Source organism: Aquabacterium sp., assembly GCF_041915145.1.
GTDB lineage: Bacteria > Pseudomonadota > Gammaproteobacteria > Burkholderiales > Burkholderiaceae_C > Aquabacterium.
Genome location: NZ_JAYSBZ010000057.1, coordinates 1 through 22,022 on the forward strand (window position 1 = coordinate 1; position 22,022 = coordinate 22,022).

The following is a 22,022-nucleotide window of genomic DNA, read 5'->3' on the forward strand; positions in this document are numbered from 1 at the left end:
TGATGACGCTGCGCGGCGGCATGGGGTCGGAAACCACCGCCGGACGACCCGGCCGCATGATGCCGGCCTTCTCGCGCCCGATGGTTTCACGATCCGGCCCCAGGAACTCGACGTGGTCGATATCGATGCTGGTGATGACCGCGCAATCGGCGTCGATCACGTTGACCGCGTCCAATCGGCCGCCCAGGCCCACTTCGAGCACCACGGCATCCAGGCCTGCGGTAGCCAGTGCCCGCAGAATCGCCAGCGTGGTGAACTCGAAATAGGTCAGCGGCGTGGTGCCGCGTGCTGCCTCCACCGCCTCGAAATGCGGCAGCAGTGCCTCGGCCTGAATCGGGACGCCATCGATGCGGCAACGCTCTTCGAAGTGCACCAGATGCGGCGAGGTGTACACCCCGACGCGGTAACCCGCCTCGCGCAAGATGCTGTCGAGCATCGCACAGGTCGAGCCCTTGCCGTTGGTGCCCGCCACGGTGAACACCACAGGGCCCTGCCCCCCGCCGAGTTGCAGGCCCATGCGCTCGCGCACGGCCTGCACACGCTCGAGACCGAGATCGATCGGCACCGCGTGCAAACGCTCGCAATGGGCCAACCAGTCGTCCAACGAAGCGTAGCTGCTCATGAAATACCTGAATCGTTCAATCAATGAAAACGGGCTGCGGATCGCGCAGCCCGTGCAACCCGAAAAGCCGGATGCTTACGCCACGGCGTCAGCCGACAAGCGCTGCAGCATCGCCAGCGAGCGAGCCACCACGCCACGCAATTCACGGCGATCAATGATCATGTCGATGGCGCCCTTTTCGAGCAGGAACTCGCTGCGCTGGAAGCCTTCGGGCAATTTCTCGCGCACGGTGTTCTCGATCACGCGCGGGCCGGCGAAACCCACCAAGGCCTTGGGCTCGGCGATCACCACGTCGCCCATGAAGGCAAAGCTTGCCGACACGCCGCCCATGGTCGGGTCGGTCAGCACGCTGATGTAGGGCAACTTGGCCTTGGCCAGACGCGTCAAGGCCGCGTTGGTCTTGGCCATCTGCATGAGGCTCAGTAGGCCTTCCTGCATGCGCGCCCCACCCGTGGCGGCAAACGAAATAAACGGCGTCTTTTGCTCAACCGCCGCCTCGACCCCGCGCACGAAGCGCTCGCCCACCACCGAGCCCATGGAGCCGCCCATGAAGTCGAACTCGAAGGCCGCAGCGACCACGGGCACGCTGTGCACCGCGCCGCCCATCACCACCAGCGCATCGGTTTCACCGGTGTTCTCGAGGGCCTCTTTCAGGCGATCGGTGTATTTCTTGCTGTCCTTGAAGCGCAGCGGATCCACCGGCAGCACTTCCTGACCCAACTCGTAACGGCCCTCGGCGTCCAGGAAGGCATCCAGGCGCTCGCGGGCACCGACGCGATGGTGGTGCGAGCACTTCGGGCAGACGTTCAGGTTCTGCTCGAGGTCGGTCTTGTAGAGCACCGTCTCACACGACGGGCACTTGACCCACAGACCTTCCGGCACCGAACGGCGTTCGGTCGGATCGGTTTGCTGGATCTTCGGCGGGAGCAGTTTTTCGAGCCAACTCATCTCAAGCACCTTTCAAGGTATCGAGCGCTGCGCGGATTTCGGCAATGAAGCCCCGCGCCGCCGCTGCAACAGTATCGCGAGTCTGCGCTTCAAGCAACTGCACGATCCGAGAACCGATCACCACCGCATCCGACACCGCCGCCACGGCCTTCGCCGTTTCCGCATCGCGAATGCCAAAGCCCACACCCACCGGCACATTCACATGCGCCTTGATGCGCGGCACGGCCGCCGCGACGGCTGCCGTGTCCAGATGGCCCGCACCGGTCACCCCCTTGAGCGACACGTAGTACACGTAACCGGTTGCGACCCGGCCGACTTCCGCCATGCGCTGCTCGGTGGAGGTCGGCGCCAACAGGAAGATCGGATCCAGCCCCGCGGCCTTCATTTGCGCGGCAAAGGTCTGGCACTCTTCGGGCGGGTAGTCGACCACCAGCACACCATCCACGCCAGCCGCCTTGGCGTCAGCCACGAAGCGTTCGGGTCCGTAATGCTCGATCGGGTTGGCATACCCCATCAGCACCATCGGCGTGTGGTTGTTGCGCTCGCGAAAGGCGCGCACCATCTCGAGCACGCGCTTGAGCGTCATGCCGTTGGCCAGCGCGCGCTCCGAGGCCTTCTGGATCACGGGGCCGTCGGCCATGGGGTCCGAAAACGGCACGCCCAGTTCGATCACGTCCGCACCCGCCTCGGCCATCGCCAGCAGGATCTCGACCGTCGCATCGGGGAACGGGTCACCCGCCGTCACGTACGGAATCAGCGCCTTGCGCCCTTGGCCTTTCAAGGCCTCGAAAGTGGCAGCGATGCGGCTCATGACTGGCCTCCTGCAAGACCGTCCACACTCACCACGCCCTGCCCTTTCACAGATTGCCCGCGACACGACGGACGGCAGAAGAATTCAGCGCCCGACAAGTCGGCCACCGTGCCGATATCCTTGTCTCCACGCCCCGACAAGTTGACGAGGATGTGCTGGTCCGGGCGCATCGTCGGCGCCAGTTTCATGGCGTGCGCGACGGCATGACTCGATTCGAGCGCCGAAATGATGCCCTCGGTACGGCACAGCCGATGGAAGGCCGTGAGCGCCTCGTTGTCGGTAATGCCGACGTATTCGGCCCGGCCAATGTCCTTCAGATAAGCATGCTCCGGACCCACTCCAGGGTAGTCGAGGCCGGCCGAGATGGAATGCGTCTCGATGATCTGGCCGTCGGGATCCTGCAGCAGGTAGGTGCGATTGCCGTGCAGCACACCCGGCGTGCCGGCGCTCAGCGTCGCGGCATGCTTGCCGCTGGCGATCCCTTCACCGGCCGCCTCGACACCGATCAAGCGCGTGCCCTCGTATGGGATGTAGGGGTGGAAGATGCCGATGGCATTGCTGCCGCCGCCCACGCAGGCGATCACGGCATCAGGCTGGCGGCCGATGCGCTCGGGCATCTGCTTGAGACACTCGTCGCCGATCACGCACTGGAAGTCCCGCACCATCATCGGATAGGGGTGTGGCCCGGCCACCGTGCCGATGATGTAGAAGGTGTTTTCGACGTTGGTCACCCAGTCGCGCATGGCTTCGTTGAGCGCGTCTTTCAACGTCTTGCTGCCCGACTCCACCGGCACGACCTTGGCGCCCAGCAGGTGCATGCGGTACACGTTGGGCGACTGCCGCTTCACGTCTTCCGCACCCATGTAGACCACGCACTCCAGGCCGTAACGGGCGCAGATGGTGGCCGTGGCCACGCCATGCTGCCCCGCGCCGGTTTCGGCGATCACGCGCGGCTTGCCCATCCGCTTGGCCAGCAGAGCTTGACCAATGGTGTTGTTGACCTTGTGAGCACCGGTGTGGTTGAGGTCTTCGCGCTTGAAGTAGATCTGCGCCCCACCCAATTCACGGCTCAAGCGCGAGGCGTGATAGATCGGGCTCGGCCGCCCGACGAAATGCGCCAATTCGTCACGAAATTCAGCGATGAATTCCGGATCGACACGATACTTTTCGTAGGCCTGCCGCAATTCTTCGAGCGCGTAGATCAGCGTCTCGGACACAAACGTGCCGCCATATGGGCCGAAATGCCCGCGCGCGTCGGGCTGGTGGTATTCAAACATGTCGATGGAATGGGTTATGCCTGCTTCAGGCTGATTCAACTGGCGCGGCGGCCAGCCGGGCATCGGCTTCACGCACCGCCGCACAGAACTGACGCATCAGCGCGGCATCCTTGATGCCCTTTGCGCTTTCGACGCCAGAACTCACGTCAACGGCCCACGGCCGCACCTGAAGCACCCCATCGATCACGTTGGCTGGCGTCAACCCACCAGACAAAACGACCGGACAAGGCACGTTGGTTGGAATGAGTGACCAATCGAAGACCTTCCCGCCCCCGCCATAACCTTCGACGTGCGCGTCGAGCAAGATGGCCTGGGCGCCAGAAAATTGCTGGGCGAAGTCTACCAAATCGAAGTTTTCGGTCATGCGAGCGGCCCGCAGATAAGCCCGCCCCGCCCGCCGACATTGCTCGGGCGTTTCGTCCCCGTGGAATTGCAGCAGCGCGTGAGGAACCGCCTGCAACGCCGCCTCGATCGCCTGACCGCTGGCATTCACCAACAGCAGCGCGGGCGTTACAAAGGGCGGCAGCAGCGCCGCCAGTTCCGCCGCCCTGGCCGGACTGACGTAGCGCGGGCTCTTTTCATACAACACGAAGCCAATGGCATCGGCCCCGGCTGCCACGGCATCCAGCACATCGGACTCGCGAGTGAGCCCGCAAATCTTGATGCGGGTACGGACGGAGCCGGTAGAGCGAGAACGCAGGAGAGAAGTCGAGTGATGGACCGAGTGGGATGCGGCGTGGCTCATCCAGGCAGCCAGTCGAACGCGGCGGTTCGACCGGGAATGTCAAAAGCAGGATCGTACCTCGGCCCCAGGAAATACAAGCCCGCCGCCGCAAAGGTCGGCGCCGCCAGCTTGCGATCACGTCCATCCAGCACCGATTGCATCCACCCCACGGGCCGCACGCCCGTCCCGACGGCCACCAGGCACCCCATGATGTTGCGAATCATGTGATGCAAGAACGCGCTGGCCTCGAATTCGAAGCGCCAATAAGCGCCATGCCGCCGAATAGATATCTCTCGCATCAGCTTGACTGGCGAGAGCGCCTGGCACTCTGCGGATCGGAACGCGCTGAAATCGTGCTCACCCAGCAGGCACTGCGCCGCGGATTGCATCGCCGCTCCGTCCAGCGGACGAAACTGCCAGCCCGACAAGCCCGCTTCGATGGCGGGCCGAACGGGCGACTCCAGCAAGACGTAGGCGTATCGGCGCCCGATGGCCGAGTTGCGCGAGTGAAACGGGGCCGGCACAAATCGACTCCATTGCACCGCAATATCCGCCGGCAAAAAGGCATTTGTGCCGCGGACCCAGGAGAACGCATCCCGATCACGCTCGGTGTCGAAATGCACCACCTGATTCAGCCCGTGCACGCCGGTATCGGTGCGCCCGGCACAGAGCGTACGCACCGATTCATCCGCAAAACGAGAAAGGGCGGCCTCCAGTGCATCTTGCACGGTCTGGCCGCCCGGTTGACTCTGCCAGCCGCGATAGTGTGTGCCTCGGTAGCACAGCCCCAAGGCCACCCTCATCGCGACAGCTCGTCAATAAGTCATGTCAGCTCAACGAATCGAGCATGCTTTGAGCCTTCGACTTCAGAGCGCCGCTGGACTTGGAAATGACTTCTTGCAAGAGATCCCGAGCCCCCTCGACGTCACCAATCTGACGGAACTCTTCAGCCAGCTCGATCTTGCGTGCCAAAGGGTCGCCGTCTTCCAGGCCAGCTGGCCCATCCACATCCAAACTGGGTAGTTCGGACACCTCGGCGACAGGCGGGACAGCAGGGGCGTTCAAATCGAGATTGATACCCGATAGATCAAACTCCAGAGGCCCTGCACCGGCAGCGGGCGCCTGGGCAGGCGCGGCAGCCGGGGTCAACTGAGGCAGATCGAGCGCCACGTTAGGCGAAGCAGGCTGGCTGATTACCGGCGCATCATCAAACTCGCCCGGGCTGGAAATGTCCAGATCAAGATCAACGCTTGCTCCACCCGCAGAGGCCGGAGCAACCGGCACCGGTTCCTCCGCCGCTGGAGCAGCAGAGAACGGCATGGTGCTGGCACCGAGTGGCTCGGCACGCGCCTTGTCGCCACCAGAGACAGGCTCCGAAGGCTGTCCACCTGGAGCGTACAGAGGATTGTCGGGATCTATCGAGAGCCCCAACTCCTGAGCCTTGGTCCAGTCTTCACCCTGTCCGCCAGTCAGGCCATACAACTGGGTGGCCAACTGCTCAAAGCCCTTGGTGTCGCGACGCTTGGCGTAAACCTCGAGCAATTTAGAGCGTATCGCCAACCGCTCAGGCGTCGTCCGCATCGCCTCCTTGAGGATTTCCTCGGCTTGCAGATCTCGGCCATAAGCCAAATACACGTCCGCTTCGGCCACCGGATCGACGTCACCAATGGCGTCAAGCTGGCTGAGCGAATAGCTCATCGAGGACGGCGCGCCGCTGGCATCGCGCGTGTCGATACGCTGACCGCCGCTGGCACCGAAGAACGAATCGGGTTGCAGGCGACTCTCGAGGAACGAGGTCTCCCCGCTGTCGGTCTTGCGGCGCGAACGCAGCTTGAAGAACGCAAACCCGCCCAGCAATGCAGCCACAAGCGCACCGGCGCCGGGCAGCACCAACGGATTGTCCATCAGGCCTTCGAGGAAGCCCGGCTCTTCGGGAGCGGGCGGCGGAGGGGGCGGTGCGTGGACCACAGGCTTGGACGCAGCAACAGCAGGCAGCGTCGAGGATGCAGCTTCAGACGCAGCGGAGGCCGCCGCTTGAGCCACCTCGGCCGACGAAGCCACGGAAGCCGGCGCCGACGCGGCCACCGCCACCGATGCAGCAACGGGTACCGAGGGCGCCACTGCCGGAGCCGAAGCCACGGCAACCGGCGCTGAGGCCGGACGAGCCTGAGGAGCCGACGCAACCGGGGCCGGAGTCGATGCCGGGGTCACTGGCTTGATCGCCGGAGCCTTGGTCGCGACGCTTGCTGCCGGAGCGGTGCCGGCAGCCCCTTGCAGCTTCTTCAGCTCTTGAACGTTTTTCGACAGCTCGGCCACGCGAGTCGCGCTGTCTTTCTGGGCGCGTTCCTTGGCCAGCTTGTCTTCGGCAGACGACGCCTTGCCTTGCGGCGCGACGCCACCCTTGCTCAGCGTCAGCTTGTCAGGCGTGGTGCTGGAGGCAGCCTTGCGGTCTTGCACCTCAGCCTGCACTTGACCGGCCGCCTTGCGCTGCGGCTTTTCGGCCGCTTGAGCCGGAACCGCCGACGCCAGATGCTGGCGGTAAGCGTTGAAGTCCGTGCTTTGTGCCTGGATGATGCGATGCGCCTCTTCCTTCGACACCGACGTCAGTTGGTCGTTGCCAGGCACGTTCAACACGACGCCCGACTTCAGTCGGTTCATGTTGTTGTCGACGAATGCCGTGGGGTTCGCGCGGTACAGGCCCACCAGCATCTGATCGAGCGACACGCCGCTACGCTGCGCGCGGCCAGCAATACGGGACAACGTGTCGCCACGTTGGACGCGGATCTCGGCAGTGCCAGCTGCGCCTTGCGTTTCAGGGATAGACGCCGCAGCGGCTGGCCGCTCAGCGACTGGTGCCGACGCCGGCTGTGCCACCGGAACAGCCTTTTCAGCCTTCTTGATACCTGAGCCCTTGGCGGTGGGTGCCGTTTCAGCTGCCGGCTTGCGCTTGGCAGGAGCCACTTCGGCTGCGACAGGTTCCGCAGCCTTGGCTGGAGCAGCAGGAGCCACAAGGGCGGGAGCAGGCGTGGGAGCAGGGGCCGGAGCCGGAGCCACCACCACAGGCGCCGTCACGGGTGCCGGTGCCGTGTTCTCACGCGGAGGATCGAACAACAGGGTGTATTCGCGCACCAAGCGGCCGGTCGACCAGGAGAGCTCGAGAATCACATCGACGAACGGCTCTTGAACCGCTCGGTCGCTGCCGATCTTGAGGAAGGGGCGACCATCGGCGCGACGTTGCAGCGAGATCGAGGTCGACGGCAAGACGGAGTTGTAGTCAACGCCGGCTGCCCGGTAGGTTTCGGGAGATGCCACCTTCACCTGCAAGCCGGAAGCTTCTTCTGGCGACAGGGAACTGATGTCGATCTCAGCACGCAGTGCTTCGCCCAGCGCCGATTGCACGTTCAGACGCCCAAGCCCCAGGGCCTGCGCGTCAGTCGACATCAACAAAGCGGTGAATGCAGCCGCAGTGGCCACGCGATGCAGAGCAAAGCGCCCTGCGGACAGTGGATTACCTTTCAAGGCGTCTCCCAAGTCGTCATGCAGGGGTACAAGCCACCAAGGCGGCTGAACCCATCGTTATCGACGCCACCCAGGCAACATGGCTGGTGGAACGGTAGAAATCACAATAGCATCAAGCAGATACACTGACAAGCTCATGCAAATACTGACGATTGGAAGTCCGCGTCAGCACTTGCATTTGAACCGCCATGCGTTGTCGCCCTGCAACAGCCATACAGAGCGCCGATCCACCTTCTGTCAGGCATCCAGCAGGATGCGCAACATCCGGCGCAGCGGTTCAGCAGCACCCCACAGCAGTTGGTCGCCAATCGTGAACGCCCCCAGATACTCGGGGCCCATGGCCATCTTGCGCAAACGACCGACCGGGATGGTCAGCGTGCCCGTAACGGCAACCGGGGTCAGATCACGAATGGTGGCCTCACGCGTGTTGGGCACCACCTTCACCCACTGATTGTCAGCGGCGATCATGGCTTCGATCTCTTGAAGTGGCACGTCTTTCTTGAGCTTGAAAGTCAATGCCTGGCTGTGGCACCGCATCGCGCCGATACGCACGCAGAAGCCATCGACCGGAATCGCCGGTGAGCCGAAGCCTTCGCCAATGCCCAGGATCTTGTTGGTTTCCGCCCCGCCCTTCCACTCTTCGCGGCTCATGCCGTTGCCCAGATCCTTGTCGATCCAGGGGATCAGCGAGCCGCCCAGCGGCACCCCGAAGTTGGCCGTTTCGGCCTCGGTGAGCGCGCGCTGCTTGGCGATGATCTTGCGGTCGATTTCGAGGATGGCACTCTTGGGGTCGTCGAGCAGCGACTTGACCTCGGCGTTGAGGGTGCCGAACTGGGTCAGCAACTCGCGCATGTGCTGCGCACCGCCACCGGAGGCAGCCTGGTAGGTCTGGGTCGACATCCACTCCACCAGCCCCGCCTTGTAGAGCGCGCCCACACCCATCAGCATGCAGCTGACGGTGCAGTTGCCGCCGACCCAGTTGTTGCCGCCCTTGGCCAGCGCGTTCTTGATGACCGGCAGGTTGACGGGGTCGAGGATGATGACGGCGTCGTCCTTCATGCGCAGCGTCGAGGCGGCGTCGATCCAGTGACCATTCCAGCCTGCAGCGCGCAGCTTGGGGAAGACCTCGGTGGTGTAGTCGCCGCCTTGAGCCGTGATGATGATGTCGCAGCGCTTGAGGGCGTCGATATTGAAAGCGTCTTGCAGCGTCGTCTCGTTCTTGGCCCAGGCCGGCGCCTTGCCACCCGCGTTCGACGTGCTGAAGAACAGCGGCTCGATCAGCGCGAAGTCGTTCTCTTGCTGCATGCGGTCCATCAGCACCGAGCCGACCATGCCGCGCCACCCCACCAAACCAACCAGTTTCGTTGCCATCATCTGCCTCACTTCAATACAGCCTCACCCGGGCGGGATCAGCCTTGCGCCTTCAGGGCCGCCAAGACGGCGTCGCCCATTTCGACCGTGCCGACCTTGCGGCAACCGTCGCTGTAAATGTCTGCGGTGCGCAGGCCCTGCTTGAGCACCGCTTGCACCGCCGCCTCGATGCGCTGCGCAGCCTGCTCTTGGCCCAGGCTGAAGCGCAGCATCATGGCCGCGCTCAGGATGGTGGCCAGCGGGTTGGCCACGCCCTTGCCGGCAATGTCGGGTGCCGAGCCATGGCTGGGTTCGTACAGACCTTGGTTGCGCTCGTTGAGCGACGCCGACGGCAGCATGCCGATCGAGCCGGTGAGCATGGCGGCCTCGTCGCTGAGGATGTCGCCGAACATGTTGCCGGTGAAGACCACGTCGAACTTCTTCGGCGCCTTGACCAATTGCATCGCGGCGTTGTCGACGTACATGTGCTCGAGTTCAACATCGGGATACTGCGCGTGCACCTCGGTCACCACGTCCTTCCAGAACTGGAAGGTTTCGAGCACGTTGGCCTTGTCGACGCTGGTGACCTTCTTGCTGCGCTTGCGAGCCGCCTGGAAGGCGACGTGCGCGATGCGTTCGATCTCGGGGCGCGAATAGCGCATCGTGTCGAAGGCCTCGGGCGCACCTTTGAAGGCACCATCGGGGCTTTCGCGGCGGCCGCGCGGTTGACCGAAGTAGATGTCGCCAGTCAGCTCGCGGATGATCAGGATGTCGAGCCCCGCCACCAGCTCGGGCTTGAGGCTGGACGCATGCGTGAGCTGCTCATAGCAGATGGCCGGACGGAAGTTGGCGAACAGACCCAGGTTCTTGCGCAGACCGAGGATGGCCTGCTCGGGGCGCAGATGGCGCTCGAGCTTGTCGTACTTCCAGTCGCCCACCGAGCCGAACAGCACCGCGTCGGCGGCCTTGGCCAGGTTCAGCGTGGCATCGGGCAGCGGGTGGCCGTGGGCCTCGTAGGCGGCGCCGCCCACGTTGGCGGATTCCATCTCGAAGGTCAGATCGAGGGCGCGCAGCACCTTGACCGCTTCGTTGACGATTTCGGGGCCGATGCCGTCGCCCGGCAAAACTGCGATTTTCATGAGAGTCGTTTCCGGGTCAGACGATGCGGTGATTCAGCCAGGGCTTGGTCGCCAGGCGCTCAGCCTCATAGGCCTTGATCTTGTCGGCATGACGCAGGGTCAGGCCGATGTCGTCGAAGCCGTTGAGCAGACAATATTTGCGGAAGCCCTGCACCTCGAAAGGCAGTTCGGTGCCATCCGCCTTGATCACAACCTGACGCGGCAGATCGATGGTCAGCTCGTAGCCCGGGAAGGCAAACACCTCGTCGAACAACTTGGCGACTTCGTGCTCGGGCAGCACGATGGGCAGCAGGCCGTTCTTGAAGCTGTTGTTGAAGAAGATGTCGGCGAAGCTGGGCGCGATCAGCGCGCGAAAGCCGTATTGATCAAGCGCCCACGGGGCGTGCTCGCGGCTTGATCCGCAACCGAAGTTCTTGCGAGCCAGCAAAACGGACGCGCCCTGGTAGCGCGGCTGGTTCAGCACGAAATCGGGGTTGGGCTTGCGCGAAGCCGGATCCTGACCGGGTTGCCCCACGTCGAGATAGCGCCACTCATCGAACAGGTTGGGGCCGAAGCCCGTGCGCTTGATCGACTTGAGATATTGCTTGGGGATGATCGCGTCGGTATCGACGTTCTCGCGATCCATCGGGGCCACGAGCCCCTTGTGAATGGTGAAAGCTTGCATGGTGTGCTCGCGCTTGATTGCCTTATTTCTTGGCGGCGTTTTCGATGGCCGTGCCGGCCTTCTCGATGTCTTGTCCCAGACCGTGAACGGTGTTGCAAGCGCTCAGCGCGGCAGTCAGTGCCGACAGCAGAACCACAAACAGAGCAACGCGTTTCATGAGTGACTTCCTATCTGTGCAATGCCATCAGACCAGACGGCGAACATCGACGAAATGGCCAGCCATCGCGGCGGCGGCAGCCATGGCCGGGCTGACCAGGTGGGTGCGACCACCGGCGCCCTGCCGGCCCTCGAAATTGCGGTTGCTGGTGGACGCGCAACGCTCGCCCGGCTCCAGGCGGTCGGCGTTCATGGCCAGACACATCGAGCAGCCCGGCTCGCGCCACTCGAAGCCTGCGGCCTTGAAGACCTGATCCAACCCTTCACGCTCAGCCTGCTCCTTGACGAGCCCCGAGCCCGGCACGACCAGCGCCAGCTTCACGTTCGAGGCGATGCGCCCGCCCACCTTGCGCACCACTGCGGCGGCGGCGCGCATGTCTTCGATGCGCGAATTGGTGCACGAGCCGATGAAGACCTTGTCGATGCGCACATCAGCCAGCGGCTTGTTGGGCTCGAGCGCCATGTATTGCAAGGCGCGCTCGACGGCGCTGCGCTTGACGGCGTCTTTTTCTTTGTCGGGGTCCGGCACGCGATCGTCGATGGACAGCACCATCTCGGGCGAGGTGCCCCAGGTGACCTGCGGCTTGATCTGCGCGGCGTCGAGCTCGACCACGGTGTCGAACACGGCATCGGGGTCGGAGTGCAGCGTGCGCCAGTAGGCCACGGCCTGGTCCCACTCGACGCCGGTCGGCGTGAACGGGCGGCCCTTCACGTAGTTGATCGTGGTGTCGTCCACCGCCACCAGGCCCGCGCGGGCGCCGCCTTCGATGGCCATGTTGCAGACCGTCATGCGGCCTTCCATGCTCAAGGCACGGATGGCGCTGCCGGCGAATTCGATGGTGTAGCCGGTGCCGCCGGCCGTGCCGATCTTGCCGATGATGGCCAGCACGATGTCCTTGGCGTCGCAGCCGGCGGGCAGTTTGCCCTCGACCTTCACCAGCATGTTCTTGGCCTTCTTGGCCAGCAGCGTCTGCGTGGCGAGCACGTGCTCGACCTCGCTGGTGCCGATGCCGTGAGCCAGCGCGCCGAAAGCGCCGTGCGTGGACGTGTGCGAGTCGCCGCACACCACGGTCATGCCGGGCAGCGTGGCGCCCTGCTCGGGGCCGATCACGTGGACGATGCCCTGGCGCTTGTCGCTCATCTTGAACTGCGTGATGCCGAAGCGGTCGCAGTTGGCGTCGAGCGTGTCGACCTGCAGCTTCGAGATCGGGTCGGTGATGCCTTCGCGGCGATCGGTGGTGGGCACGTTGTGGTCGCTCACCGCCAGGTTGGCCGACAGGCGCCAGAGCTTGCGCCCGGCGATGTCCAGGCCCTCGAAGGCTTGCGGGCTGGTCACCTCGTGGACGAGATGGCGGTCGATGTAGAGGACGGACGTGCCGTCTTCTTCGGTGTGGACGACGTGCTCGTCCCAGATTTTGTCGTAGAGGGTGCGGCCCATGGGGTGTGGCGCGAGCGGCGCATGCAAGGTCGGGAACCTGTGATTTTACGACCGGAACCCACTTCTGCGCCTTCCTCGCGGCCGAAGCACTGCCCGAAGCATTTCGTGCACATCCGCACACAACAACCGGCAACGCGCGCGGGCGAAACGGCGGCGTCTCAAGCCTCGTCGCGGCGCGTCGATACGCAAGGCTCCAGCGCCCGTGACGCACACGATGGGCGCATATCGCTTGATGGAGCTCGTCCATGAAATTGCGCTTGCACGCGGCATCGGCCTTGATCGGCAGCCTGATCGCATGGCCCCTTGCCCACGCCGCCTCGACGCCCGGCGTCGAACTCAGTGAGGTCGAGTTGTCGGGCGCCTTCGCGGCGGGGCTGGATCTGGACATCGAAGGCAAGCTGCGCCCCCACGACTCCACCCTGCCGTACCACGGGAGCCTCCGTGATCGCGACGAGGGCACGTCGTCATACGCAGACAGAACCCGCGATCTGGCCCGCTCCGTGGAAGATCAGCTGCCGTGGTCGCAAAAACAGGTTGCGGGCGCCGCCGTGCAAGCCACGGTGCGCGCCACGCAGGCCATGGCCACGATCACGCAGATGCTGCCGTTCGGACTGGTGTTCTTGCCGACCATCGGCTTGCCGCTGGTGCCGCAGCTACCCAGCAAGCAGTCGTCCGGCCAGCACTGAGGCCTGCATCGGGCGCGTCGCCCCGCGCCATCACGGCAGGGTGAGCGAGACGCTGCCGCTGGTGGCGGAGCGCAGGTCGACGGCCGACGTTGCTCGCACCCACTGCGCGGGTTGCGACGAGGCTGTGTTCCAGCAGCGAATTGAGACGCCATACACCGCCGTGCCGCCGCCAAGCTGATCGGCGGCGTAGGCCCCACGCGCCAAGCCGGGTAGCGGGAGCGATCCAGATGCCGTGAGATAGCTGCTCACGTCTCGCGTGTACACCACACCATTGACGTCCGACACTACGAGCCACGCGCGGTTGAATGTCGTAGACGATGGCGCCGTCAGCGTCACGTTGATTGAGCCATTGAATGACACGTTGGGATCTGGGCTCGCAGCCGACGCCGCACTGGGTGGCGCAACCGTTTGCAAAGCGCTGGACACGTCATACGATGTGCCGTAGGCCTTCATCTTGTAGCTGGAGCCTGTCTCAGACAAAGCCTCATCGCTGAAACTCAATGTCGTACTGCTGTCCCGATAAGTTGCCACGCTGATAACAGCCTCGCTAGGCAGGTAGCTAGACAAGGGAAATTGTCCGCTAATCGGATCGGCCGCAGCCGAAGCCCACTCGTATGGAGCACTTCCGACGGGAGTTTGACCAATCCACAAGCTTGCATCGCCGCTGGCGCCTGGTGATACCGACAGCGAGACAGGTGATTCGTCGGCAACCAGGGTTGGCACGATAGTCGCACTGGTAGTCGAATTCCCACCTGCGGGATTAAGCCGCGTACCGCTAGATGCGAGCAGATCAAGGGCACTGACCATCACTGACTTAACCACAATGGGTTTCATGTTGCGCCCTCGAATAACCACGTCAAACGTGTTACCGGGCGGCAACGGAAAGAGCATGAACTGAACGCATGTGGAGCACTGCGCCGTGGCTGCGCCACTCGGTTGTGTAGACCACACCACAACGTGACGCGTCGAATCCGGCGACAAGCTTTGCGCGGTTATCTCGACATCGCTGATACAGCCGCTACGACTTGAACCAGGACAGAACTGTGCGGCATCAAGATAGCCTTTAATCGCTCCCGACGAACTCGATACATCTACCGTGGCAAGGTTAGGCCGCAAGGTCAGGGCGCCTCCTGATGCCAAAGGCACGAGACTGTGTGCGATATCCCACTGCAGGTAGAGCTGAGTGGATGCGTTTTTCGAAATGGTGAAACTCGCCGGAACACGAACACCGAGCAAGGCATCAGGCCATTCGACTGGCGTGGTCGCTCCGTTTGCATCGACCGCCTGCCCATCGCTGCTGGCGGGAAAAAGGCGCATCTGCAGATAGGTTCCAACAGGCACCGACTGCCCGGATAGCAAGGTTTGAAAGGGCGAAGCGCTCCCAATGATCAGTTGAGCCAGATCGACCTGAATCGGCGAGCTGAAATTAACCACCTTCCATGTGCTGTCGTTCGCGTCCCAGGGCTTGGAGGCATCAGCGTTGAATGCCATGGCTCGCAAGGTGACATAGAAGTGTGTAAAGCCCGCACTAGAACCGCCCGTCAACCGCACCGTCAGCGAGCCCGTGCTGCTCGAACCCGACGAGCTTGACGACGATCCGCCGCCCCCGCCACCGCAGCCGGACAGGAACACCGCCACGGACACGCCGGCAACAAGCCCTGCCAAGACTCGCCAGCCCGATCCGACGGCGCGAAACAACTTCACCATGTTGACCTCTTCAGCCGCGGGAGATCATTGGCCGATCGTCGCGGCACGCAGCTTGAGTCCCACCGCTTCGGTCATTGCCTTGAGCTTGGGGTCGATCGTGGGCGAGGCATCGGCCGCCACCTTTTCGCCGAACGTCTTTTCGAGCTGCGGCGCCAACTGCTCGAACTTCTTGCGCACCGGCGATTCGAGCAGCGCGATCAGTTGCTTGAGTTCGTCGTCGGTGAAGTTCTGAGCCAGGAGCGGTCCCAACGTGGGCGCCTTCAGCTTGGTGGCGCTCGCTTTCGCAACGGGCGTGGCCTCGTCGATGTACTTTTGAATATCGACCGTCACGTCTCGCAGCGTTGACTCTTGCTTGTTGGCCGCCACACGCCCCTGCAGCACCACGCGAGACTGCTCCAAGGCGCGCGCGGCCGGTCGCTGCACCATCATCAGCACCGCGTCTTCGACGTGCCAAAGGGTCAACACGCGATCAATCAGCTTTTGCTTTTCGGGCGACACCGCTTGCGCGCCCGCCGTGGCGCAGGCCAACGATGCCAGCGTTGCGATCACCAGGCGTTGCATCTTTGCTTTCATGAGTCCTCAGAATGGTTGGGAGATCGAAATGCCGCCGTAGCGCACGCGCGTGACGCCCGACACGTCCAGCCCCGCGTAGGGGTTGTAGATCACGTTGAAGAAATTGGTGCAGTTGAGGTTGCAGCTGGTGTCGGCCGGGATGTTGTATTTGCCGCTGGCATAGCTGGCCGCCGCGTTGATCGTCATGCCGCTGTCGAGCTGGTAGGCCAGCCCCACGCTCTTGATGGTCATGTCGGGCAACGGCGCGATGAGGTCGAGCGTTTCGCGCGACACCGAGCTCTTGCGCGGCTCGTAGCCGAAGCGCAGCGTGAACGCGTCGGTCAAGCGCAATTGCAAGCCGTAGCCGTAATGCCAGCGACTTTCGTACTCGCGCGGGATCACCAGCTGGGAAGGATCCGTCTGGCCGAACATCCGGGCCATCTTCAGCAACTCGATCTGCTGATCGAACTGAAAGGTCAAGTGCGTCCACTTTTTCCAGTCCGTCCAGTTGGCATCGACGTTCAGCTGCACGCGCTCGATGGGCTTGAGCTTGAAGCCGATCTGCAAGTGGTCGGGGAACGGCAGCTTGAGCGTGGCGTTGCCGCTTTGCGTGGGCGGAATGTAGGTCGGCATGCCGACCATCGACGCCGCAATCGGCCCGAGCAGGCTGTTGTACATGCCGTTGACGAAGGCCGGCAGCATGGGGTCGGCATTGAATTCGTACCGCCCGGTCAGCACCGTCGTCGTGCCGGTCTGGTAGACCACGCCGGCGCCGAACCAGTTGGTGGGCTCCCACAAGGCGCCCAGGTTGAGCGTGGGGTCGAACGGCGCTGATACATCAAAGCGCATGCTCCCGGCTCGGTTGAACGGGCGCAGACGCCCCGTCTGGCCGCCGCCGCACAGACCGAAACCCAGTTCGTCCAGCGGGTTGCCGCTGCCGCACCAGCCGTCTTGCAGCTTGCCGATGATGCCCAGCAGCTTGTTGGGCATACGCATGTCGGTATCGAGCGCGAAGCCCTGGTGGGCGATGGGCACGGCCACGCCAAAGCGCAGCGTGTCCGAATACTTGTAGCCCACCGACGGCGACAGATAGACCAGGCGCTGCAAGATCACGCGTTTGCCGTCGTAACGACCGGGGTCGTTGGGGTCGGGCCGCTCGAAGCCCACGGCCATGGGCACGTAGCTGGCGGTGGCGAACGTCCAGGGCGAGCCCGGGTTGTTCCAGCTCAGGCCCAGTCCGGCGCCGACCGCCGCCTGCAGGTTGGCTGCGGGGCCGTGAAACGGCAGATAGATGCTCTGCCGCACTTTGCCGGTGGACGATCCCGCCAGCGGGTCTTCCTTCCAGCCGCCGATCTCGAAGCCAGCGGGCTGCGTGAAGGTGGACTGCGGTCGAATCGAGGCGCCGAAGAAGCTGTCTTGTCGCCGGTCGCCCTGCAGGCGAGCCAGACCGGCGGGGTTGAAGTGAATCGAGTTGATGCCCGGCGGATCGGCCGTGACGGCGTTGCCCAGCGACATCGCGATCACATCGACCCCGAGGTTCTCGCTGACCGCCGCCTGCGCCGCCCCGCCGGCCAGCCAAGCCAGCCACGCGAGCGCGGCGGAGCGAGCCCATGCGGGGCAGGCGAACGGCCGGCCACCCGGTGAATACTGCCAAGACATCACGCCACCAGGATCAGAAATTCAACGGCATGTTCATGCCCATCGTGAAGTCGGGCGTGTCCGGCGTGAGACCCACGCCGATCGAGAAGTTGACCGTGGTGACCGGCGACACGCGCACGCCCAGGCCGAAATTGAGCACGCTGGACGTCTGCATGCTGGTGTTCGACGACGTGCCGTCCTGGAACTTCAGCAAGGTGCGACCGGAGATGGTTTCTTGAAACGACAGCGTGGTCGAGATGTCGTACGACAGCGCATAGGCAAAGCCCGCGCCGAAAGAGAACGATTTGCCCGGATGCACGCTGCTCAGGATCAGTCCGTCTTGCTGCTGGCTCAGGTTCTTGGCCGGCAGCGAGGCCGTGCCCGACAGCGAGCCGAAGATCGCGACCGGGTCGATCACCTTGGACATGTTCACGCCCAGCGTGAACGATGTGTAGCCCGAGCCCGTGGCCACGGACGAACCGTCGTTCACCTCGAAGGGGCTGCGTCCGGTGGGCAGGCGCAGGGTGCCGCTGGTGGTGATGGATGGCGCGTTGCGCTTGAGCTCGAACGGCTGCCAGCGCGCGCCCACCGACATGTCGCCAAAGGCGTTGGTCATGCCGCGAAACGTGCTCGAGTCCGAATACTTGCTCACCACCGGCAGGGTCACCGTGCCGGTGAGGTTGTCGCGCAGGCCGTAGTCGAGCGAGACCGTGTTGGTGATCGTGTGCGAGTTGGTGTTCTGGATGTTGAACAGCGTCAGCGTGCTGTCGGTGAACTTGGCGTTGATCTTCTGCTGACCGATGTAGGTGTAGGTCAGGTCGTAGGTCAGCGCGAACTTGCCCTGCTTGAGCATCGAGTACTGCTTGTCGGCTGCCGTGAGCGTTTCTTTCAACAGCTTGGCCTGATCGACGTCGCCCTCCTTCTTGGCCAGCGCATCACGCGCATCGACCGGCGCGGCGGCGGCAGCAGGCGCCGCGGCGGCGGGCGCCGGCTCCAATGCCGCGCCTTCGACCGCGCTGACCCCCTGGGCCGCCAACAAGCCCAGCAGGCAGACGAGCAACGGGCTCGTGCGCCTCGACCTCGTCGAGCGCATGGGCCGTGCGGTTGATTGGACGAGCGTTGACTCGATGGAGCGGGCGAAGGGGTTTTGATTCATGAGTACTACCTACTACTACTTGCGCAGCGAAAACGCACCCATCTGTGCCTGAATGGCCTGCTGCAATGCGGCGGTGCGATCCGCCGATCGGAATACGACGTTGTCGCGCAACACGTCGGTGTCGAACACGCCCAGCTCTCGATCTGTCAGCGCCAGATCTGACAACGTCGTCGGCATGTTCTTCGAGGGCGAAAGGATGAAAAGTGTATTTCGATCCCATAGCTCGGCGAACTTGTCGAGCGAGAAGACGATGTGGCCCATTGCCGGATCCGCGATAAAAACTTTGTCGCCGCGCACGCCGCGAAACACGACGAAATGCTTGAAGCCCGCGTAGTCGATGGGCACGATGGCGGGCTGCTCGAGTTTGACGAGCTCGGACAGCTCGGCGCGAAACCCCGCGCCCTCGGCGCCCAGCGACGCCACGTAACGCTTCATGTCGAGCAACGAGAAGCCGCGTCGCGCCACGATCTTGTCGCGCTCGCCGTGTTCGAGCATGCCTTCCATGGCCTGCTGCTCGGTCACCTTGATGCCGAGGTAGTTGTTGATCACCGTCACCAGCGCCGCCGAGCCGCAGCTGTAGTCGTAGGCCTGGTGCACGATGTTGCGGAACTTGAACTCCGAGTACGGCGTGATCTGCACGGGCTCGGGCGCAACGCCGCCGTTGACGCGCGCCATCGGCAACTCGAATTGATTGTTGGGCTGCGTCGACGGCTCCAGCCTGGAAGTCAGGCCGAACCCGCCAATCGTGAATGCCGTGATGCTGATCACCAGTTCCCACATTGCTCTGTTCCTTGCTCGCCGCGGCAGTCAGTGCGCCCACAGCAAGACGTGGCCCTGCACCTGGGCCGTGCCATTCATCAAGATCTGCCCGTAGCTCGACGTGATCGGCGCAGAGGGGTCGGTCTGCGCGGACATGGCGCGAAACCCGAAGTCCTTGAAGCCCACGAACACCGGCAGCGTGAAGTCGAGGTAATCGCCACCGCCATCGGTGCGTGTCTTGGCTTGGAGCGACATGCCGATCTGATCCATCACGCCGCCAAAGTTCTGTATCACCAGGTAGGTGTTGACCCCGGCCGACTTGAAGCCCATGGTGATGCGGCTGTCCATGGTTGCCCCCGCGAGCAACGCCGAGTTCAACTCGAGGTGCACGGCCATGCCGATGCCGTCACGCCCCTCGACGCTGGCGAGCTGCTCGTCGCTCAGGGCCTCGGCCGCGCGCACGCCCGAGGTGGACAGGAAAGCGGCAAGCAGCAGCGTGAACCACGCAACGACCCGCGCGACCGCCCGGCCACCCCATCGACTCGCCACGTCGCGCCCGCTCATGTCAAAGCCCCGAGCGAAAGCGCACATCCAGATACTGGATCTGCATGGTGCCGATGCGGCTCGAGCCGAGATCGACGTTGCCCGTGATGTCGCTCTTGAACGCGATGTTGTCGATCAGCAAGCCACCAATTGGGGCGCCCGCTGGCGACTTGGACCAATCGATCCCGATGTGCAGATACGACTGGCCGTTGGTGTCGGTGACGGCGTTGATGATGCCCGGTTGATTGGTCACGTCGGCAATCACCCAAGGCTTGCCGAGCAAGTTGCCGCTGCTGTCCGCGGCGCCGATGTGGATGCCCGTGAAAGCCAGTTGCTCATTCACGCTGCCGGGGTTGATCTGCGTGATGTCGTCGCGCCCGCGCGGACGCAGCAGCACCGCGCCAATGTCGGCGCGCATGGCGAGGCCGAAGGCGATGCCGTCGTAGTCGGCCGACAGATCCGGCGTGGTGAGCGACAGCACGCCGCCATACGACACCAGATCCTTGATCACCAGGGCGCCACCGCTGACGTTGGCCCCATCGGCGTTCACGCTCAGATCGGCCGCGAACTGCCACTTGAGCGCGCCGCTGGCATTGAGCGGCTCGCTGATCTGGATCACGTCGGCCAGGCCACTGCCCCGCGTGACGATGTCCAGATAGTACGGATCGGCAAACGAACCGAGCGGGTCATCGGAGCGCGAAATCGCCAGATTGCCCAGCGTCAGGCTCGCCGTCGATGGCGACGGCATCGAATAGGTCAGCGACAAGCTGCCCGACATCGAATAGCCCTGCAGGTTGAATGCGAAGCCGTCGCGGGCCTGCACCGCAGACAGCTCATCGTCTGACAGCGGCGTCATGCCCGCCGCCCGCGCAGCCGGCAACGGGCCGCCCGCTGCCAGCAGCACGGCCAGCAGCATGGCTTGCGCCGAACGCGAATGAAGGACGTGGCATGCCAGCCTGCTCATGGCGATCACTTCGTGCCGCTCACCGCCACGCGGTCGCGCCAGTTCATCCAGAAGCCCGACTGCGCCGTGCTGGCGGTCGTGGTGCTGGTGCCCGGAAAGGTCACCGCCGACTTGAGCACTGAAATGTAGAAGTCGCGGCTCGCGCCATTGCTGTCACCCGCCGCCACCTCGGTCACTTGCGACAGCGTCGTGCAGGTGGAGCCCGACGAGCACGTCGTCGTGGCATCGACCCGCTTGCCCGTCATGTCGATCGTGCGGCCGTCGGCCAAGGTGAATGCCAGCGAACCGCTGACCGAATTGAACTGCACACCCACGTTGCCCGAGATGCCACCGAACCCCAGCCGCATGCCCACCACCTCGCGCGTGGTGGAGTTACCCACGTTGCGGTAGACGAATTCCATGTAGGGGTCGGTGATCAGCACCGTGCTCTTGCTCGCCACCGAACCCAGGCCGCCAAAGTGGAGCTGCGAGATGTCGATATCGGCGCCGGTGCCGTTGTTGGCCGAGTAGGTGTACTCGCCCAGGCGCATGTTGCCGAAGTTGGCGTTGAGGCGGATGTCCGCCGCCACCGTGATCCGCGTGAAGTCGAGATCGTTCACACTGGTGTTGGTCAAGGTGAGCAGCGCCTGCCCCCAGGTCTCGGCGAGCTCGGCGTCGTCGAGCGGAACGCCGTGCAGCCCCTCGGCGCCTGCGTGCATGCTGACGCACAGCAGCGCCCCAGCCCAACACGTTCCAGACGCCACGCCACGCATCACACCACCACCTGACCATGCAACCCGATGCCCGCCTTGACGCACGCACGAGTCGCTCAATGAATTCCAAGAGAAGAAAACGCCCCGTGAGGGAGAAGAGCCACGGGGCGTTTGGTGCTCGCGTCAAACGGCGAGCCGTTGCGCTGAACGAGTCAAGCCGAAGCCTGACTCATCACAGCAGCATCGATCAGTGAGCCCACATCCAGACCTTGGTGCCTTGCATGTCCAGGTTCTTGATCTCGAAGCTGCCGAACGAAGCGGTGCTGCCACCGGTCGTGATCGAGCCAACGGTGATCGTGGGCGACACGCGACGTGCGTCGGCGTTCACGGTCGGGATGGCGATTTGCACCACGTCTTGACCCGTGAAGCCGGTTGCACCAGCCACAGCGGTCAGGATGCCGCCGATTTGGGCAGCCGACAGCGTGGGATCAATTGCACCGATCGAGGCACCGGCAGCAGCCTGGAACGTAGCGCCGTTCAGGATGTCGATCGTGGTCAGGATCAGGTGACCTGCCCCCTCCCAGCCGTACCAGCGTAATGGAGAGGAAGTCCATCAACCAGGAGAATGATGGACATGAAGAAGAGCAGATTCACCGAGGAACAGATCATTGGTTTCC

General features: G+C 63.7%; 22 protein-coding genes. 1 reads left to right on the forward strand and 21 read right to left on the reverse strand.

Annotated elements, in window-relative coordinates:
• The 12 genes from ACE3SS_RS11080 to leuC form a co-directional block, all read right to left on the reverse strand.
• Positions 1-622: folylpolyglutamate synthase/dihydrofolate synthase family protein (locus ACE3SS_RS11080; protein ID WP_374593877.1), on the reverse strand; the 622-nt coding region annotated here is incomplete at its 3' end.
• A 75-nt stretch (positions 623-697) separates the two neighbouring features.
• Positions 698-1,570 carry an acetyl-CoA carboxylase, carboxyltransferase subunit beta gene (gene accD, locus ACE3SS_RS11085; protein ID WP_374593879.1) on the reverse strand — a complete coding sequence of 291 codons (873 nt, stop codon included), beginning with the start codon at positions 1,568-1,570 and terminating at the stop codon, positions 698-700.
• Position 1,571: 1 nt separating this feature from the next.
• A complete protein-coding gene (gene trpA / locus ACE3SS_RS11090; RefSeq protein WP_374593881.1) occupies positions 1,572-2,381 on the reverse strand; it encodes a tryptophan synthase subunit alpha in 810 nt (269 codons plus the stop codon).
• A complete protein-coding gene (gene trpB / locus ACE3SS_RS11095; protein WP_374593883.1) occupies positions 2,378-3,658 on the reverse strand; it encodes a tryptophan synthase subunit beta in 1,281 nt (426 codons plus the stop codon). Before trpB ends, trpA begins: the two co-directional genes overlap by 4 nt.
• 25 nt (positions 3,659-3,683) lie before the next feature.
• A complete protein-coding gene (locus ACE3SS_RS11100) occupies positions 3,684-4,403 on the reverse strand; it encodes a phosphoribosylanthranilate isomerase (protein WP_374593885.1) in 720 nt (239 codons plus the stop codon).
• The gene (gene truA / locus ACE3SS_RS11105) at positions 4,400-5,185 is read right to left on the reverse strand and encodes a tRNA pseudouridine(38-40) synthase TruA (RefSeq protein WP_374593887.1); all 786 of its coding nucleotides are present in this window, start codon (positions 5,183-5,185) and stop codon (positions 4,400-4,402) included. The genes ACE3SS_RS11100 and truA overlap by 4 nt, the downstream gene beginning before the upstream one ends.
• A 25-nt stretch (positions 5,186-5,210) precedes the next feature.
• On the reverse strand, positions 5,211-7,901 hold the full coding sequence (locus ACE3SS_RS11110; protein ID WP_374593889.1) for a FimV/HubP family polar landmark protein: 2,691 nt from the start codon (positions 7,899-7,901) through the stop codon (positions 5,211-5,213).
• 237 nt (positions 7,902-8,138) lie between these two features.
• Positions 8,139-9,272, reverse strand: coding sequence for an aspartate-semialdehyde dehydrogenase (gene asd, locus ACE3SS_RS11115; RefSeq protein WP_374593891.1), 1,134 nt, complete (start codon positions 9,270-9,272; stop codon positions 8,139-8,141).
• Positions 9,273-9,310: 38 nt separating this feature from the next.
• Positions 9,311-10,390, reverse strand: a complete 1,080-nt coding sequence (gene leuB / locus ACE3SS_RS11120) for a 3-isopropylmalate dehydrogenase (protein ID WP_374593893.1) — start codon at positions 10,388-10,390, stop codon at positions 9,311-9,313.
• Positions 10,391-10,406: 16 nt separating this feature from the next.
• The gene (gene leuD, locus ACE3SS_RS11125) at positions 10,407-11,054 is read right to left on the reverse strand and encodes a 3-isopropylmalate dehydratase small subunit (protein ID WP_374593895.1); all 648 of its coding nucleotides are present in this window, start codon (positions 11,052-11,054) and stop codon (positions 10,407-10,409) included.
• A 22-nt stretch (positions 11,055-11,076) separates the two neighbouring features.
• Positions 11,077-11,211 carry an entericidin A/B family lipoprotein gene (locus ACE3SS_RS11130; protein ID WP_374593897.1) on the reverse strand — a complete coding sequence of 45 codons (135 nt, stop codon included), beginning with the start codon at positions 11,209-11,211 and terminating at the stop codon, positions 11,077-11,079.
• A 27-nt stretch (positions 11,212-11,238) separates the two neighbouring features.
• Complete coding sequence (gene leuC, locus ACE3SS_RS11135; protein WP_374593899.1) at positions 11,239-12,648, reverse strand: 3-isopropylmalate dehydratase large subunit; 1,410 nt, start codon at positions 12,646-12,648, stop codon at positions 11,239-11,241.
• 245 nt (positions 12,649-12,893) lie between these two features.
• On the opposite strand from leuC, the gene ACE3SS_RS11140 reads away from it, so the two are divergent.
• Complete coding sequence (locus tag ACE3SS_RS11140) at positions 12,894-13,334, forward strand: hypothetical protein (RefSeq protein ID WP_374593901.1); 441 nt, start codon at positions 12,894-12,896, stop codon at positions 13,332-13,334.
• Positions 13,335-13,364: 30 nt separating this feature from the next.
• On the opposite strand, the gene ACE3SS_RS11145 is transcribed toward ACE3SS_RS11140, so the two are convergent.
• The 9 genes from ACE3SS_RS11145 to ACE3SS_RS11185 form a co-directional block, all read right to left on the reverse strand.
• Complete coding sequence (locus ACE3SS_RS11145) at positions 13,365-15,041, reverse strand: DUF4382 domain-containing protein (protein ID WP_374593903.1); 1,677 nt, start codon at positions 15,039-15,041, stop codon at positions 13,365-13,367.
• Positions 15,042-15,065: 24 nt separating this feature from the next.
• Positions 15,066-15,614, reverse strand: coding sequence for a DUF2059 domain-containing protein (locus ACE3SS_RS11150; protein ID WP_374593905.1), 549 nt, complete (start codon positions 15,612-15,614; stop codon positions 15,066-15,068).
• 6 nt (positions 15,615-15,620) lie between these two features.
• Positions 15,621-17,252, reverse strand: a complete 1,632-nt coding sequence (locus tag ACE3SS_RS11155) for an OmpP1/FadL family transporter (protein WP_374593907.1) — start codon at positions 17,250-17,252, stop codon at positions 15,621-15,623.
• 13 nt (positions 17,253-17,265) lie between these two features.
• On the reverse strand, positions 17,266-18,291 hold the full coding sequence (locus tag ACE3SS_RS11160) for a transporter (protein ID WP_374593909.1): 1,026 nt from the start codon (positions 18,289-18,291) through the stop codon (positions 17,266-17,268).
• Between the two features lie 111 nt (positions 18,292-18,402).
• Entirely contained in the window at positions 18,403-19,167 is a 765-nt protein-coding gene (locus tag ACE3SS_RS11165) for a C39 family peptidase (RefSeq protein WP_374593911.1), read from the reverse strand.
• 27 nt (positions 19,168-19,194) lie between these two features.
• A complete protein-coding gene (locus ACE3SS_RS11170; RefSeq protein ID WP_374593913.1) occupies positions 19,195-19,710 on the reverse strand; it encodes a hypothetical protein in 516 nt (171 codons plus the stop codon).
• Between the two features lies 1 nt (position 19,711).
• Complete coding sequence (locus ACE3SS_RS11175) at positions 19,712-20,653, reverse strand: hypothetical protein (protein ID WP_374593914.1); 942 nt, start codon at positions 20,651-20,653, stop codon at positions 19,712-19,714.
• A 5-nt stretch (positions 20,654-20,658) separates the two neighbouring features.
• A complete protein-coding gene (locus ACE3SS_RS11180) occupies positions 20,659-21,351 on the reverse strand; it encodes a hypothetical protein (protein ID WP_374593916.1) in 693 nt (230 codons plus the stop codon).
• A 241-nt stretch (positions 21,352-21,592) separates the two neighbouring features.
• Positions 21,593-21,790, reverse strand: coding sequence for a hypothetical protein (locus tag ACE3SS_RS11185; RefSeq protein ID WP_374593918.1), 198 nt, complete (start codon positions 21,788-21,790; stop codon positions 21,593-21,595).
• Positions 21,791-22,022 lie beyond the last annotated feature (232 nt).

Bases quoted from the DNA above. Each gene is read 5' to 3' on its own strand.
- accD (WP_374593879.1), bottom strand. From the start codon at position 1,570: ATGAGTTGGCTCGAAAAACTGCTCCCGCCGAAGATCCAGCAAACCGAT.
- trpA (WP_374593881.1), bottom strand. From the start codon at position 2,381: ATGAGCCGCATCGCTGCCACTTTCGAGGCCTTGAAAGGCCAAGGGCGC.
- trpB (WP_374593883.1), bottom strand. From the start codon at position 3,658: ATGTTTGAATACCACCAGCCCGACGCGCGCGGGCATTTCGGCCCATAT.
- ACE3SS_RS11100 (WP_374593885.1), bottom strand. From the start codon at position 4,403: ATGAGCCACGCCGCATCCCACTCGGTCCATCACTCGACTTCTCTCCTG.
- truA (WP_374593887.1), bottom strand. From the start codon at position 5,185: ATGAGGGTGGCCTTGGGGCTGTGCTACCGAGGCACACACTATCGCGGC.
- asd (WP_374593891.1), bottom strand. From the start codon at position 9,272: ATGGCAACGAAACTGGTTGGTTTGGTGGGGTGGCGCGGCATGGTCGGC.
- leuB (WP_374593893.1), bottom strand. From the start codon at position 10,390: ATGAAAATCGCAGTTTTGCCGGGCGACGGCATCGGCCCCGAAATCGTC.
- leuD (WP_374593895.1), bottom strand. From the start codon at position 11,054: ATGCAAGCTTTCACCATTCACAAGGGGCTCGTGGCCCCGATGGATCGC.
- ACE3SS_RS11130 (WP_374593897.1), bottom strand. From the start codon at position 11,211: ATGAAACGCGTTGCTCTGTTTGTGGTTCTGCTGTCGGCACTGACTGCC.
- leuC (WP_374593899.1), bottom strand. From the start codon at position 12,648: ATGGGCCGCACCCTCTACGACAAAATCTGGGACGAGCACGTCGTCCAC.
- ACE3SS_RS11140 (WP_374593901.1), top strand. From the start codon at position 12,894: ATGAAATTGCGCTTGCACGCGGCATCGGCCTTGATCGGCAGCCTGATC.
- ACE3SS_RS11145 (WP_374593903.1), bottom strand. From the start codon at position 15,041: ATGGTGAAGTTGTTTCGCGCCGTCGGATCGGGCTGGCGAGTCTTGGCA.
- ACE3SS_RS11150 (WP_374593905.1), bottom strand. From the start codon at position 15,614: ATGAAAGCAAAGATGCAACGCCTGGTGATCGCAACGCTGGCATCGTTG.
- ACE3SS_RS11155 (WP_374593907.1), bottom strand. From the start codon at position 17,252: ATGTCTTGGCAGTATTCACCGGGTGGCCGGCCGTTCGCCTGCCCCGCA.
- ACE3SS_RS11165 (WP_374593911.1), bottom strand. From the start codon at position 19,167: ATGTGGGAACTGGTGATCAGCATCACGGCATTCACGATTGGCGGGTTC.
- ACE3SS_RS11170 (WP_374593913.1), bottom strand. From the start codon at position 19,710: ATGAGCGGGCGCGACGTGGCGAGTCGATGGGGTGGCCGGGCGGTCGCG.
- ACE3SS_RS11175 (WP_374593914.1), bottom strand. From the start codon at position 20,653: ATGAGCAGGCTGGCATGCCACGTCCTTCATTCGCGTTCGGCGCAAGCC.
- ACE3SS_RS11180 (WP_374593916.1), bottom strand. From the start codon at position 21,351: ATGCACGCAGGCGCCGAGGGGCTGCACGGCGTTCCGCTCGACGACGCC.